The organism is Microbacterium sp. CGR2 (genome assembly GCF_003626735.1).
GTDB lineage: Bacteria > Actinomycetota > Actinomycetes > Actinomycetales > Microbacteriaceae > Microbacterium.
This window is the reverse complement of the sequence record NZ_RBHX01000001.1, coordinates 955,576-969,977: the sequence shown is the minus strand read 5'-3', so window position 1 is coordinate 969,977 and position 14,402 is coordinate 955,576. Positions and strand designations below refer to the sequence as shown.

The following is a 14,402-nucleotide window of genomic DNA, read 5'->3' as shown; positions in this document are numbered from 1 at the left end:
ACAGGGCTGATCGTGAGTACTGACCTTGCGATTCTAGGAGGGTCAGTGAAGGAGAACCCTGAAGACGCGTAGAGTGACGGCCGTGTCTGCCACCCCCGAGCCCCGTCCTGACCCGGTGCACATCGCCGCATTCGCCGCCGATCTCGACGCGGCGGACCTGCGTTCGGAGCCACTCCGGCGGCTCTGGGGCGCGGAGGCGGACGACGCCCTCGCCCGCGGTATGCGAGAGCCCATCCTGCGCGCGATCGCCGGAGATTCCGGTGTTCTCGCCACGCTCGGCCGCCTCCTCGTGCTCGGGATGCCGCAGCCGCGCACCCTCGTCGACGCTGCGCTGCGGCAGCTGCGGGTCGAGGGCCTCGTCGCCCTCGGCCTCGCCACGGCAGACGCCGAGACCGTCACCCCAGCCGCTCTCCTGCGCCCGCAGTCGTTCGTCGACGCGGACGGCGTGGGGGAGTGGTGGATCGCCAGCGACCTCGACGAGGTGGCTCTCGACGGCCCGCTTCCTCCCGATCACGTGCTGGGGATCGGCGGAGCGTCGCGCACCCTCGCGGAGACGATCGTTCCGATCGAAGTGGACCGCGCTCTGGATCTGGGCACCGGCTGCGGCATCCAGGCCCTTCTCGCCGCACGTCGCGCCCGCGCGGTGATCGCGACCGACATCTCGGCGCGGGCGCTCGCGTTCGCCGAGATCAACGCCCGACTCAACGGCGTCGGCAACATCGAGTTCCGTCTCGGCAGCATGTTCGAACCGGTGCAGGGCGAGGCGTTCGACCTGATCGTCTCCAATCCGCCGTTCGTCATCACCCCGCGCACCGACGGCGTTCCCGCCTACGAGTACCGCGACGGCGGACTCGTCGGCGACGCGCTCGTCGAGCAGTTCGTCCGCGCAGCTCCGGATTTCCTCACCGAGGGCGGCATCGCGCAGCTCCTCGGCAACTGGGAATCACGCGCGGGAGTCGCCGGGTTGGCGCGCGTGGATGCCTGGGTGCCGACCGACCTCGACCTCTGGGTCATCGAACGGGAGGAGTTGTCCCCTCTCGGATATGCGGAACTGTGGATCCGTGACGGCGGGACGACGCCGCGCGACCCGGACTTCACGCCTCTGCTCACGGCCTGGCTGGACGACTTCGCGGACAGGCGAGTGTCGTCGGTCGGATTCGGGTACGTTCTGCTGCGACGTCCTCCGACGGGCTCGGGGCCCGGCGTGCCGATCCGCCGAACGGAGAGGCTCAGCGGGCCGCTCTCCCATGTCGGTGCAGCGCTGGCGACGAGCCTCGCCGCTCACGACCGGTTGTCCGACGAGCTGCCCGCGACGTTGGTGACGGCATCCGATGTCACCGAAGCACGGCACCTGCTGCCCGGGAACGACGATCCCAGTGTGATCGAGCTGCGCCAGGGTGGCGGTTTCGCCCGCACGGTGAACGTCGATCCTGCGCTCGCCGCCTTCGTCGGCGCGTGCGACGGTGAGCTCACCGTCGGGCAGATCGCCGCGGCCCTCGCCGACCTGTTCGACGTGCCGTTGCACGACCTCTGGGCGGAACTCGAGCCACGCCTCCGCTCGCTCATGTTCGACGGCTTCCTGCTTCCGGCGGAATAGCCCGGAGCATCCATACGTTCGCATAGACCATGAAGGCTTTCGGATTCCTCTCGTTCGGGCACTACGCCGATGTCCCCGGATCGGCGACCCGTACAGCGGGCGACATGCTCAAGCAGACGATCGAGATCGCCGAGGGCGCAGACGAGATCGGCGTCAACGGCGCTTCCGTGCGCGTGCATCACTGGGCACGGCAGGCGGCGTCCCCGATGCCGCTGCTCGCGGCCATGGCGGCGCGCACCCAGCGAATCGAGGTGGGCACCGGTGTCATCGACATGCGTTACGAGAACCCGCTGCAGTTCGCCGAGGAAGCGGCCGCCCTGGACCTCATCGCGGACGGACGCGTCGCGCTCGGCGTGAGCCGTGGTTCACCCGAGACGGCACTGCGCGGGTACGAGACGTTCGGGTACGTCGATCAGGAGGACACCGAGCGCGGCAGCGTGCTCGCGCGCGAGAAGTTCGACATCTTCCTTCGGGCCATCGACGGGGAGCGCATCGCGCCAGGAGACCCCCGCATGGTGGGGGCAGGGCAGTACCTCGCGATCGAACCGCAGTCCCCGACGCTTCGCGATCACATCTGGTGGGGATCCGGTTCGCGTGCGACCGCCGAGGAGACCGGCCGCAAGGGGCTCAACATGATGAGCTCGACACTGATCACCGAGGCGACAGGACAGCCGTTCCACGAGTTGCAGCGTGAGCAGATCGAGCTGTTCCGCGCCGCGTACAAGGAGGCCGGTCACACCGGTCGGCCCCGTGTCTCGGTCAGCCGCAGCGTATTCCCGCTCATCTCCGACATGGACCGGGCGTACTTCGGTCTGCGCAGCGAGGAGAACGGCGACCAGGTCGGCATCATCGACGGGTTCCGCTCGACCTTCGGCAAGACCTACGCCGCCGAGCCCGACGTGCTCATCCAGCAGCTGCTGCGCGACGAAGCCGTGATGGCAGCGGACACTCTTCTGCTGACGATCCCGAACCAGCTCGGCCCGGACTACAACCTTCATGTGCTGGAGTCGTTCGCCAAGCATGTGGCGCCCGCGCTGGGGTGGAAGCCGAACACCGAAGGGCCTGTACAGGGCGACGACGTCTAGGACGGGCGTTTCGGCGCGGACCGTGTGGGTGGGGAGCTACACCGCATGCAGCAGGCGGAAGCCCTCGCAGACCACGGGCATGTCCGGGGCGAAGCCCTTCGGACTCTCGGAGTGCTCGCGCCAGTACCGCTCGTGGACGTCGCGCCAGTGGGGCAGTGAGAGGTCGCCTTCTCCCTCGGCGAAGGCGTGCGATTCCGGGACGGCATCGAAGGGGATCACCTCGACAGTGGTCGTCTCCAAGAGCGCGCGCGGTGAGCCGCCACCGTCGAGGATGATGTTCAGCAGACCCGCTTCAGGGAGCGCCTCCCCGGTGTGGTCGTAATCCCACAGGGACGACGCCGTCGCTGTCTTCGTGCCCGCCAGCACCAGAGCCAGCAGGTCGTCCGCGTGGTCGGGCGTCGCGCCGAATGCCCATGCTTCCGGGGGTGTCTCAGGCAGACCCGAGATCACGGAACGGCACTGCTGCCAGAACCGCTCGATCGAAGTCGTGTCATGCACCGGACCAGCCTATCCGCGGAGGCTGCTCCGCCTCGCGGCACGAGCTGCGAGCTCTCGGCGCACGGCATCGACTTTGGCCAGGACGTGAGCCCTCGGTAGCCTCGGTGGTTCCGGTCACGATCGAAGGAGACGAACGGATGACGCTTCGCGCCACCACCCAGGACGGCAGCTACCCTCGACCTCGTCTCGTGCGCGAGAACTGGACGTCGTTGGACGGCGACTGGAAGTTCGCGTACGACGACTCGAACGTCGGACTCCGTGATCGGTGGTTCGCCGCAGCCGATGCGACAGCCTTCCCTCTGACGATCACCGTGCCCTTCGTGCCGGAGAGCACGGCATCGGGTATCGGTGACACCGGGTATCACGCCGTCGTCTGGTACCGCCGGGTGATCAGCGCTCGCCGCAGGCCCGGCTCCCGCGTCATCCTGCACTTCGGCGCGATCGATCATGAGGCACGCGTGTGGGTGAACGGCCTTCAGGTCGCCGAACACCGCGGCGGCCAGACCGCCTTCAGCGCCGACATCACGGATGCCCTCGGCGAGGCGGAGGAGCACGTCGTCGTGGTGCGCGCCCATGACGACCCGCACGACGCCGAGGTTCCGCGGGGCAAGCAGGACTGGCGCGAGACCCCGCACGCCATCTGGTACCAACGCAGCACCGGAATCTGGCGCTCCGTCTGGTCGGAGGAGGTGGCCGACCAGCATGTCGTCTCGTTTGACTCGACGTTCGAGAGCACCCGGGCCACCGTCGGCGTGCACGTCGTCCTCGCGAAGGCGCCGATCGACGGACAGCGCGTTCGGATCTCACTCCACCGCGGCGACCTTCCGCTGGGTTCGGCGGTGTTCGACGCGCTGACCACGCGCGTCGCGGGTTCGATCGAACTCCCGGCCCTGCGCAACGCCCAGGAGCGCGAACACTTCCTCTGGTCGCCCGAGCGCCCGACGCTCCTCGATGTCACCATCGACGTGCTCGACGGGGACCACGGCCTCCTCGATCAGGTCGGCAGCTACGTCGGGCTCCGTACGACAGAGGTCGACCGTGGGCGCTTCGTGCTGAACAGCCAGCCGTACTTCGTGCGCTCCGTGCTTCAGCAGGGGTACTGGCCCGACAGCCACCTGACCGCCCCCTCGCCGGACGACTACCGCACCGAGGTGGAGGCCATCCGCGCGCTGGGCTTCAACGCGGCACGCATCCATCAGAAGGTCGAGGACCCGCGCTTCCACTACTGGGCGGATCGCCTGGGCCTGCTGCTCTGGGGCGAGACGGCCGGTGCGTACGAGTACACGCCTCGCGCCGCCGCCACCCTCATGTCGGAGTGGTCCGAGATCGTGGAGCAGTACCGCGGTCACCCCAGCATCGTGACCTGGGTGCCCATCAACGAGAGCTGGGGAGTGCAGGACATGGGTGGCTCGCGGCAGCAGCGCGAGTTCGTCCAGGCGATCGCCTCTTTCACGCGCGCGCTCGACCCCTCGCGGCCGGTGGTGTCGAACGACGGCTGGGAGCACATCGACAGCGACATCATCGCGGTGCACGACTACACGACGGATGCTGCCCGGCTCGCCGCGCACTACGAATCGCTGGATGCCGTCCGCACGCTGCTGTCCGGGCACGGTCCGGTGGGGCGGCGGCCCGTGCTCGACGAGAATCGCGCGTCGATCGACGACGGCCGCCCACTCATGGTCACCGAGTTCGGCGGGATCTCCTACGCGGGCGAGGGCACCTGGGGTTATGCGGTCGTCACCTCCGACGAAGACTACGAGCGTGAGGTGGGCGACCTGTTCGCGGCGTTGCACGCGAGCCCGGTCGTCGCCGGCTTCTGCTACACCCAGCTCACCGACACCATGCAGGAGGCGAACGGTCTGCTGCGCGCCGACCGTTCACCCAAGTTGCCGATCGAGGTGCTGCGCGCTCTCATCACCGGTACCGTGAGCGCATGACCTACGCCGGCGAATCCTCGATCGACGCCAGGGTCCGCGCAGTCGTGGCGGACTTCGGCCGCCGCCAGACACGGCTTTTCGTGACCTTCGCGCTCATCGAGGGCGCCGTGCTGCTGCTGTTGGCCGTCGCCATCTTCGGGTTCGGGATGATCGACCCCGACATCGGCGTCTGGTACCTCGCGGGAGTCGCCGTGATCGGCGGATTCCTGCTGAGCATGCTCCTCGTGCGGTTGATGCAGGCCCGCACCCGCGCCATCGCCCAGGCCAAGGGCGACAACCCCCTGTTCTGACCTCGGCGGCAGCATCCGCTGCCTCCCACACCCTCCCGCTACGCTGGAACCCATGCTCAACATGGCCGATGGCCTCGTCCGTCTCGGCGCGCTCGCCGAGCACCCGGTCGTCCGCACCCTTGCCACGTCGTTCGCCGAGGCCGGATTCGACCTCGCCGTGGTCGGCGGTCCGGTGCGCGACGCTCTGCTCGGACGCGCGATCCATGACCTCGACTTCACCACCAACGCGTCGCCCGACGAGATCCTGGCCATCGTGAAGCCGGTCTCGACCGCGCAGTGGGACATCGGCCGCGCCTTCGGGACGATCGGCGCCCGCGTGCAGGGCGAGCAGGCCGAGATCACCACCTACCGGGCCGACAGCTACGACGGTGTGACCCGCAAGCCGACCGTCGAGTTCGGTGACGCGATCGAGGGCGACCTCGTCCGCCGCGACTTCACGGTCAACGCGATGGCGCTGCAGGTGCCGGCCGTGAAGCTCGTCGATCCGACCGGCGGCGTCGAAGACCTCATCGCCGGAGTCCTGCGAACCCCCGCCGACCCTCGGATCTCGTTCGGCGACGATCCGCTCCGGATGCTGCGTGCCGCCCGCTTCAGCGCGCAGCTCGGTTTCCGCGTCGAGGACGAGACCTTCGACGCGATCGAGCAGCTGCGCAAGACGCTCGAGATCGTGAGCCCGGAGCGCATCCAGTCGGAGCTCGTGCGGCTCATGCAGACCGATGATCCGGTGCGCGGCATCCGCGTACTCGTGGAGACCGGACTGATCGAGGAGTTCCTCCCCGAGGTGAGCGCCCTGCGGCTCGAGGTCGATGAGCACCACCACCACAAAGACGTCTACGAGCATTCACTGACCGTCCTGACCCAGGCGATCTCCCTGGAGCACTCCCGGCATCCCGACGCGGCCCCGGACGTTCCGCTGCGCATCGCCGCCCTCCTGCACGACATCGGCAAGCCCCGCACCCGCAAGCTCGAAGACGGGGGAGTGGTCACCTTCCATCACCACGACATCGTCGGCGCGCGGATGGCGCGCAAGCGGCTGCAGGCCCTGCGTTTCGACACCGACACGACGGATGCCGTCGCCACCCTCATCGAACTCCACCTGCGCTTCTTCGGCTACGCCGAGGGAACATGGACGGATGCCGCGGTGCGGCGTTACGTGCGCGATGCGGGCGATCTGCTGGAGCGGCTGCACATCCTCACCCGTGCGGACGTCACGACCCGGAACAAGCGGAAGGCGCACCGCCTCTCGAGCGCCTACGACGACATCGAGTCGCGCATCGCCGCTCTCCGCGAGCAGGAGGAGCTCGACTCCATCCGGCCCGAGGTCGACGGCAACCGCATCCAAGAGGTGCTGGGTATCAAGCCGGGGCGCGAGGTGGGCGAGGCCTATCGATTCCTGCTGGAGCTGCGGTTGGACGAAGGCGTGCTGGGAGCGGAAGCCGCCGAAGAGCGTCTGCGCGAGTGGTGGGCCGCGCGCAGCTGAGGCAGCAGCCACGCAGGGCGAGCCGGCGGAGTCAACGGAGCTCGGGCACGACGATCTCCACCTCGCCCGCGATGAGTTCGAAGTCTCTGGCGTTGAACGTGACGAGCTTCGCCCCGATCGACAGAGCATGGCCTGCGAGCATGATGTCCTTGCTCCGCGCGTGGCCGGGGCGCCGGGGCGCGACGAGCGCTGCTAGCCGGGCGTAGCCGTCCGCGGCGGCGCGGTCGAACGGCAACCATTCGGTCTTGAGGGTGTCCCGAAGCCATGCAAGCCGCGCCGTACGCTGGCGCCGCTCCTCAGCAGTCGCGGCTTGTTCGATCCCAAAACTCAGTTCTGCATACGTGATGACGCTGAGAGAGATGGGCTCTTCGGGGACATGGACGCGTGGAAGGTCGATCAAGGCTGAAGTGTCAAGCAGGAGCACGGTGCTCCCAGGGGTCCCCGAAGTCCTCGACGTCGCCATCATCGCGGATGTCAGCGAGCCACGATTCGCCGTCGACGTCGGGCGCGGGACTCTGCGCGAGCCGTGCCGCTACCTCACTCCAAGGAACCGACCATCGGAGTCGGGACTGGGCCACAAGCGACTCGACGCCGCTCTCGCCGTCACCGCTGTCCACTAGCCTCGTCAACGCCTCGCGCGCTTCCGCCTCCATTGACCGCGAGTTCCGTCGAGCGCGCGTCTTGAGGGCGTCGACGACCTCATCGCTCAGATTCCGAATGGTAACCGTGGCCACGTCGCACCTCCTGACAGCAGAATGCTAGCAGGCTGGGGTTGGCGAGGGAAGATCAGCGGAGGATGGCGGCCGATTCTGCCGGCAACACCAGACGACCCGACGCGACGTCGACGGGCTTGGTCGACAGCACCACCGCTGCATCCGCGGTGACCGTGCACTCCACCGGTTCGGATGAGAGGTTCACGAGCACGGACAGCGCGCCACGATCGATCCGGTAGACGCGGGAATCCGGCGCGCCGTCCGATTCCCGCACGGTCACCGACGTGCGAGTCGAATCGGGGTCGGTCAGCTCCGGATGCGCCCGCCGCAGCGCCGCGAGGTCTCGGTACAACGCCAGCAGGCGAACGTGATCCGCCTCGTCGAGCTCGCTCCAGTCGAGGTGCGAGCGCTCGAAGGTCGCCGGGTCCTGAGGATCGGGCACCGCGTCGGTGTCCCAGTCCATCCGGGCGAACTCACCCATGCGCCCCTCCGAGACGGCGCGGCCGAGCTCGGGCTCTGGGTGCGAGGTGAAGAACTGCCACGGAGTCGACGCGCCCCACTCCTCGCCCATGAAGAGCATCGGTGTTCCCGGAGCGGTCAGCGTGAGGACGGCGGCCACAGCCAGCCGATCCATCGAGAGCGTCGCCGACAGACGGTCGCCTGCGGCACGGTTCCCGATCTGATCGTGATCTTGCGCGAAGGTCACCAGCCGCCAGGCCGGCACCTCCGCGGGGATCGGCTTGCCGTGCGTCCGACCGCGGAAAGAAGAGAACGTTCCGTCGTGGAAGAACCCACTCTCGGACACCTTGGCGACGGCATCCGGGGCCGCGAAGTCGGCGTAGTAGCCGACGGTCTCGCCGGTGAGGGCGACGTGCACGGCGTGGTGCCAGTCATCGGACCACTGCGCAGTCAGTCCGTAGCCGCCTGCTTCCCGCGGCAGGATCAGGGTCGGGTCGTTCATGTCCGACTCGGCGATGAGCGTGAGCGGCCGGTTCGACTGCGCCGAGAGCGCGTCGGTCCGCTCGGCGAGCTCGCGGAGGATGTGCACCGGCCCTTCGTCGTGCAGCGCGTGGACGGCATCCAGCCGCAGCCCGTCGACGTGCAGGTCCTGCAGCCACATCGCAGCGTTCTGGAGGATGAACTCCCGGACGGCCGGTTCGGCGAGGTTGACCGACTCGCCCCATCCGGTGTCGCTGCCCTCGCGCAGATACGGGCCGAACTCGGGCAGGTAGTTGCCGCTCGGGCCCAGATGGTTGTAGACGACGTCCTGGATGACGGCGAGCCCGCGTGCATGGGCCGCGTCGACGAACCGCTGGTACGCCCGCGGTCCGCCGTAGCCCTCGTGCACCGCGTACCAGAGCACCCCGTCGTATCCCCAGTTCCACTGCCCGTTGAAGGCGTTCACGGGCAGAAGCTCCACGTGGGTCACCCCGATGTCGACCAGATGATCGAGGCGTTCGACGGCGGAGTCCAGCGTTCCCCCGGGCGTGAAGGTGCCGGTGTGCAGTTCGTAGATCAGCCCGCCCGCGAGCTGACGACCGGTCCAGGCCTGGTCGGTCCACGAGAACGCATCCGGATCGAAGACGGCCGACGGTCCGTGCACACCGTCGGGTTGGCGTCGGGACCGCGGATCGGGTCGCAGCTGGTCGCTGTCGTCGATGAGGAATCCGTACAGATCCCCCTCGGCCAGGGTGAGGTCGTTGCGCCACCAGCCGTCGGCCGAGGAGTCCAGATCCCGCTCCTCGACTGTCGCGCCCTCTTCACCGAGCCGCCGCACACGCATCCGTCGGGCCTTCGGAGCCCAGACCTCGATCATCGTGCGTCCTCGATCAACGCCACCGGGTACGTCGCGAGCAGATCGGCCAGACGGACAGGCCCCGGTTCGATCCTGCGCCCCGTGAGAACATCGATCCCCGCCACATCCGCGCGCATCAGGATCGTGTCCCCCCAGCCGCCACGGTGCACCAACCCGACCGGGAGCCGCGTCGACACAGCCGTCACACCCCCGCGATGGGCGGCGACCGCGTGCGCTGCGGCCGAACCCTCGACGACCGCAGCGCGATGGATGCGGAAGAGTTCGGGGTTGTCGCGGCGAAGGCGCAGAGCGCGTGAAGTGACGAGGAGTTTGGCCCGCCCCGAGTCGTCGATCGGCGGGAGGACTCCGCGCGTGAGATCCGCATCGAGCTCCGACAGCAGCCGTGCCCGTGCGGCGAAATCGACCGGCCGACGGTTGTCGGGATCGACGAGAGACAGGTCCCAGAGTTCGGAGCCCTGGTAGACGTCCGGCACTCCGGGGCCGGTGAGTTGCAGCAGCTTCGCCGACAGCGAGTTGGAGCGTCCGGCATCCACGATCTCGGCGACGAAGCCGTCGAGGACCGCGCGCGCGTCTCCTTCGATCGAGCGTGCGATCTCGGCGAGACCCGCCTCGAAGTCCGCATCCGGATGCTGCCACGTCGTCGACTCCGCCGCCTCGCGGGCGGCCTTCGTCGCGTAGGCGATCAGGCGCTCCGATGACAGCGGCCACGCGCCGACCGCGGCCTGCCAGATCAGTGCGTCCAGGGGGCCATGCCCCGTGCTGGCGACCCCGCGCAGCTGACCGAGGACCTCGGCCCACCGCTCAGGGATCTCCGACAGCACCGCCAGTCGCGCCCGCACGTCCTCGGAGCGCTTGGTGTCGTGCGTCGACAGGGTGGTCATCGAATGAGGCCAGGCCGCGAGGCGCGCGGCCTGCGCTTCGTGGAACTCGTCGACGGAGAGCGCAGCGATCGACGGATCGGCACCCACCTCGGTCAGCGAACCCAGGCGGGTGAACCGGTAGAACGCGGTGTCCTCCACTCCTTTCGCCATCACGGCGCCGCTGGTCTGCTGGAACCGCTGCGCGACCTCGAGAGAAGGGTCCGAGAGCAGCGGTTCGAGATCCGCGAACGCCGCCTCGAGGTCGGGCCGCCGCCGCCGCGCTTCAGCGAAGGCATGCTGCAGATGAGCGAGCCCCTCCGGGAGGTACGACCGGTAGACGGGGAAGCCGGCCAGAAGCTCGGCGAGAGCATCCTCTGCCTGAACCACCCCGCGCGGGAGGGTCCGGATGAGGCGGCGCACCTCCGAGCCGAGCATCTCGTCGGCCACCATGCGCTTGGTGGCGTGGATGAGGTCGGGCCAATCCAGAGCTTCCGGGAGTCCGGTCTGGGAGCGCAACTGCGAATCCAGACGCGTCAGTTCCTCCAGGCCGTCGCGATCGACCAGCACGCGGTCGATCTCGGCCAGGGCGTCATATCCGGTCGTGCCGTCGGTGCGCCACCACGAGGGCAACGGCTCGCCCGGCTCGAGGATCTTCTCGACCAGGGTGTAGACCCCGCCCGTCGCATCCGCCAACTGCTCCAGATATCCCGCCGGGTCGGCCAAACCGTCAGGGTGGTCCACGCGGATGCCGTCGGCGAGGCCGTCGCGCACCCACCGAACGATCTCTCGATGCGATTCGGCGAAGACGTCCGGCAGGTCGACACGGATGCCGGCGAGCTCGACCACCGCGAAGAACCGGCGGTAGTTGAGCTCGGTGTTCTGCTTCTCCCAGTACTGCAACTCGTAGTGCTGTGCTGCGAGGAGCGCCGGCAGGTCGTCGGCGTGGTCGCCGGATCCGGGCGCCAGAGGCAACACGTGATCGAAGTAGGTCAGGGTGCCGTCCGGAGCGTCGTCGGCCGGAGTCGTGTCGACGACGAGCTCTCCGCGCGCGATCGTCTCCTGCGGCTCACCGCCCAGGATCGGCAGCCGCAGGCGGCCGTTCGCCGCCTCCCAGTCGATGTCGAACGCGACCGCGTGCCGGGACTCGCGCCCGAGGCGCAGCACTTCCCACCACCACGGATTCAGACGGGGCACGGCGACACCGACGTGGTTGGGCACGATGTCGACCAGGATGCCGAGGCCCGCGGTGCGGGCGGCTGCAGTGAACCGCTCCAGGCCGTCCGCGCCACCGCGCTCCTCGTCGACGCGCGAGTGATCCACGACGTCGTACCCGTGATTCGACCCCGGGACGGCCGCCAGGAGCGGAGACAGGTAGGCCCAGCTCGCCCCGAGGTCGCGCAGGTACTCCGTGACCGAGGCCGCGTCGTCGAGGGTGAACTGCGCGCTGATCTGCAGCCGATAAGTCGAGTCGGGACGCCGGGTCATGAGGTCGGATGCTCCGCCTTCGGCGCGGGCGCGACGCCCTCGGACTGCTCGACCTGCACGCGGAGGGATGCGTCGACCGAATCGTCCGTCGACGGCTCGACGCCGTCGACTTCCTGCAGCACCAGGAGAGATTTCCCGGCGACGGTCAACGGTGCGGCCGCCCCGAATTCAGATCCGTCCGCCATCTCACCCGCCGTATCGACCGCGACGTGCCAGCGGTCGCCGTGCCGGGCATCGGGCAGCGTCACGTCCACGTGCTCATCTCCGCTGTTGAAGTAGACGATGAAGTTCACATCCGTGACGGGGCGCCCGCGCAGATCCTTCTCGCGGATCCCCTGTCCGTTGAGGAACATCCCGACCAGTCGTCCGAAGCCGGAATCCCAGTCCTCGGGCGTCATCGGGCTCCCGTCCGGCCGGAGCCAGACCACGTCGGGAATGCGCTCGCCATCCTCCACGACCACCGGACGACCGTTGAAGAATCGGCTGCGCCGGAAGGTCGGATGCAGTTTGCGAAGCCGCGCCACGGCCGCCGTGAACTCCACGAGGGGCAGGTCAGCGGCATCCCAATCGATCCAGGTCGTCTCGTTGTCCTGCGCGTACCCGTTGTTGTTGCCGCCCTGAGTGCGTCCGAGTTCGTCGCCGTGCGAGATCATCGGCACACCCTGCGAGAGGAGGAGGGTGGCCAGGAAGTTCCTCTGCTGGCGGGCACGACGCCGGTTCACGGCTTCGTCGTCCGTCGGCCCCTCCACGCCCATGTTGTCGGAGCGGTTATGGGATTCTCCGTCGCGGTTGTCCTCGCCGTTCGCCTCGTTGTGCTTCTCGTTGTACGAGACGAGGTCGCGCAATGTGAAGCCGTCGTGCGCGGTGACGAAGTTGATCGACGCGACGGGGCGACGCCCGGAATGCTCGTACAGGTCTGCCGAGCCGGTGAGGCGAGAGGCGAACTCACCGAGAGCCTGCGGCTCTCCGCGCCAGAAATCCCGAACCGTGTCACGGTACTTGCCGTTCCATTCGGTCCACTGCGGCGGGAAGTTGCCGACCTGATATCCGCCGGGACCGACGTCCCAGGGCTCGGCGATGAGCTTCACCTGCGACACGATCGGGTCCTGCTGCACGAGCTCGAAGAAGGTCGAGAGCCGGTCGACGTCGTAGAACTCGCGGGCGAGAGTCGAAGCGAGATCGAAGCGGAAGCCGTCGACGTGCATCTCGGTGACCCAGTAGCGCAGCGAGTCCATGAGGAGTTGCAGGGCGTGCGGGCTGCCGGCGTTGAGGCTGTTCCCCGTGCCGGTGTAGTCGGTGTAGTACCGGCGGTCTTCCTCGAGGCGGTAGTACGCCTCGTTGTCGATGCCGCGCATGGAGATCGTCGGCCCGAGGTGGTTTCCCTCCGCCGTGTGGTTGTAGACGACGTCGAGGATGACCTCGATGCCGGCGCTGTGCAGTGCGCGCACCATGGCGCGGAACTCCTGCACCTGCTGCCCGTGCTCGCCACTGGAGGAGTAGCCGCTGTGAGGTGCGAAGAACCCGAGGGTGTTGTATCCCCAGTAGTTCGACAGGCCCTTGTCCTCGAGCACCGAATCGTTGACGAACTGGTGCACCGGCATCAGTTCGAGTGCGGTCACTCCGAGGTGGACGAGATGGTCGATGACCGCGGGATGCGCGATACCGGCGTACGTCCCGCGCAACTCCTCCGGAACGCCCGGATGCCGCTCGGTGAGGCCCTTCACGTGCGCCTCGTAGATCACGGTCTGCGCATACGGCGTCTTGGGGAGTCGGTCGCCGTTCCACTCGAAGTAGGGATTGACGACGACGCCCTTGACCATCGACGACGCCGAGTCGTCGTCGTTGCGTGAATCGGGCTCGCCGAAGTTGTATCCGAACGGGGCCTGGCCCCATTCGATGCGACCGGCGACAGCCTTGGCGTAAGGGTCGAGGAGCAGCTTGTTGGGGTTGAACCGCTTGCCTTGTGCGGGGTCGAACGGGCCGTGCACGCGGTAGCCGTACAGCTGCCCCGGCTGCGCCGAGGGCAGGTACGCGTGCCAGACGAAAGCGTCCAACTCGGTGAGCGGCACACGCTGCTCACCGCCGTCATCGTCGAAGAGGCACAATTCCACCCGTTCTGCGCCCTCGCTGAACAGGGCGAAATTGGTGCCCTGTCCGTCGAAGGTCGCTCCGAGCGGGTATGCCGATCCAGGCCAGGTCTCGAGACTCATGTGGCGAGCTTATGCCGCCGTGCGGCCCTCGCTCGTCCAGCCACGATCTGCACTGCGCGCTCGAAGTCCAGTACCTGAGCGATCTCCTCGGCTTTGGCGTACGGGTGGCCGAGATAGCAGACGAACACGTGGGCCACGACCTCGACGTACCCGACCGGGCCGTCTTGGCTGACGACATAGCGGTCGAAGTCGACCAGGTGGTGCGTCGTCGGCTCGGCGTCGTCCGTTACGACCGATCCGTGGGCCTCATGGGTGGCGGGCCGAGGCGGAGCGGTGGTTCTGACAGCCATGGGAGGCCTCCTTGTCGTGGCGGTGCTGCTCACGTTAGGAGGGGACAGAAAAAGTGGAAACCATATTGCCAAGTCCGGTGTTTACCGCTACACATCGTCGCGGATGAGCCGGTTCCGCCCGCGGCATCCGGCTCCTACACT

Annotated in this window: 12 protein-coding genes; 5 read left to right on the top strand and 7 right to left on the bottom strand. The window is 68.1% G+C overall.

Annotation, left to right across the window (positions count from 1 at the left end):
• Positions 1–73 precede the first annotated feature (73 nt).
• Both D7252_RS04945 and D7252_RS04940 read left to right on the top strand, forming a co-directional pair.
• Positions 74–1,597 carry a methyltransferase gene (locus D7252_RS04945; protein ID WP_120774370.1) on the top strand — a complete coding sequence of 508 codons (1,524 nt, stop codon included), beginning with the start codon at positions 74–76 and terminating at the stop codon, positions 1,595–1,597.
• 29 nt (positions 1,598–1,626) lie between these two features.
• The gene (locus D7252_RS04940; RefSeq protein WP_120774369.1) at positions 1,627–2,682 is read left to right on the top strand and encodes an LLM class flavin-dependent oxidoreductase; all 1,056 of its coding nucleotides are present in this window, start codon (positions 1,627–1,629) and stop codon (positions 2,680–2,682) included.
• 36 nt (positions 2,683–2,718) lie between these two features.
• On the opposite strand, the gene D7252_RS04935 is transcribed toward D7252_RS04940, so the two are convergent.
• Positions 2,719–3,180: an ASCH domain-containing protein gene (locus tag D7252_RS04935; protein ID WP_120774368.1), complete on the bottom strand. Its 462-nt coding sequence runs from the start codon at positions 3,178–3,180 to the stop codon at positions 2,719–2,721.
• Positions 3,181–3,317: 137 nt separating this feature from the next.
• On the opposite strand from D7252_RS04935, the gene D7252_RS04930 reads away from it, so the two are divergent.
• From D7252_RS04930 to D7252_RS04920, 3 genes are read left to right on the top strand one after another with little or no spacing between them, the layout of a single operon-like run.
• Complete coding sequence (locus D7252_RS04930) at positions 3,318–5,117, top strand: glycoside hydrolase family 2 protein (protein WP_120776811.1); 1,800 nt, start codon at positions 3,318–3,320, stop codon at positions 5,115–5,117.
• Complete coding sequence (locus D7252_RS04925; protein ID WP_120774367.1) at positions 5,114–5,407, top strand: hypothetical protein; 294 nt, start codon at positions 5,114–5,116, stop codon at positions 5,405–5,407. Before D7252_RS04930 ends, D7252_RS04925 begins: the two co-directional genes overlap by 4 nt.
• Positions 5,408–5,459: 52 nt before the next feature.
• Positions 5,460–6,887: a CCA tRNA nucleotidyltransferase gene (locus D7252_RS04920; protein ID WP_120774366.1), complete on the top strand. Its 1,428-nt coding sequence runs from the start codon at positions 5,460–5,462 to the stop codon at positions 6,885–6,887.
• Positions 6,888–6,918: 31 nt separating this feature from the next.
• On the opposite strand, the gene D7252_RS04915 is transcribed toward D7252_RS04920, so the two are convergent.
• The 6 genes from D7252_RS04915 to D7252_RS04890 are packed head-to-tail and all read right to left on the bottom strand — an operon-like array spanning position 6,919 to position 14,261.
• Positions 6,919–7,287, bottom strand: coding sequence for a PIN domain-containing protein (locus tag D7252_RS04915; RefSeq protein WP_183055177.1), 369 nt, complete (start codon positions 7,285–7,287; stop codon positions 6,919–6,921).
• Between the two features lie 10 nt (positions 7,288–7,297).
• The gene (locus D7252_RS04910; protein ID WP_120774364.1) at positions 7,298–7,621 is read right to left on the bottom strand and encodes a FitA-like ribbon-helix-helix domain-containing protein; all 324 of its coding nucleotides are present in this window, start codon (positions 7,619–7,621) and stop codon (positions 7,298–7,300) included.
• A 52-nt stretch (positions 7,622–7,673) separates the two neighbouring features.
• Complete coding sequence (treZ, locus tag D7252_RS04905) at positions 7,674–9,416, bottom strand: malto-oligosyltrehalose trehalohydrolase (RefSeq protein ID WP_120774363.1); 1,743 nt, start codon at positions 9,414–9,416, stop codon at positions 7,674–7,676.
• Complete coding sequence (gene treY / locus D7252_RS04900) at positions 9,413–11,761, bottom strand: malto-oligosyltrehalose synthase (RefSeq protein ID WP_120774362.1); 2,349 nt, start codon at positions 11,759–11,761, stop codon at positions 9,413–9,415. The genes treZ and treY overlap by 4 nt, the downstream gene beginning before the upstream one ends.
• Complete coding sequence (gene glgX, locus D7252_RS04895) at positions 11,758–13,971, bottom strand: glycogen debranching protein GlgX (RefSeq protein WP_120774361.1); 2,214 nt, start codon at positions 13,969–13,971, stop codon at positions 11,758–11,760. The genes treY and glgX overlap by 4 nt, the downstream gene beginning before the upstream one ends.
• A complete protein-coding gene (locus tag D7252_RS04890; RefSeq protein WP_120774360.1) occupies positions 13,968–14,261 on the bottom strand; it encodes a hypothetical protein in 294 nt (97 codons plus the stop codon). The genes glgX and D7252_RS04890 overlap by 4 nt, the downstream gene beginning before the upstream one ends.
• Positions 14,262–14,402: the final 141 nt, after the last annotated feature.

Bases quoted from the DNA above. Each gene is read 5' to 3' on its own strand.
- D7252_RS04925 (WP_120774367.1), top strand. From the start codon at position 5,114: ATGACCTACGCCGGCGAATCCTCGATCGACGCCAGGGTCCGCGCAGTC.
- D7252_RS04940 (WP_120774369.1), top strand. From the start codon at position 1,627: ATGAAGGCTTTCGGATTCCTCTCGTTCGGGCACTACGCCGATGTCCCC.
- glgX (WP_120774361.1), bottom strand. From the start codon at position 13,971: ATGAGTCTCGAGACCTGGCCTGGATCGGCATACCCGCTCGGAGCGACC.
- treY (WP_120774362.1), bottom strand. From the start codon at position 11,761: ATGACCCGGCGTCCCGACTCGACTTATCGGCTGCAGATCAGCGCGCAG.
- treZ (WP_120774363.1), bottom strand. From the start codon at position 9,416: ATGATCGAGGTCTGGGCTCCGAAGGCCCGACGGATGCGTGTGCGGCGG.
- D7252_RS04920 (WP_120774366.1), top strand. From the start codon at position 5,460: ATGCTCAACATGGCCGATGGCCTCGTCCGTCTCGGCGCGCTCGCCGAG.
- D7252_RS04930 (WP_120776811.1), top strand. From the start codon at position 3,318: ATGACGCTTCGCGCCACCACCCAGGACGGCAGCTACCCTCGACCTCGT.
- D7252_RS04890 (WP_120774360.1), bottom strand. From the start codon at position 14,261: ATGGCTGTCAGAACCACCGCTCCGCCTCGGCCCGCCACCCATGAGGCC.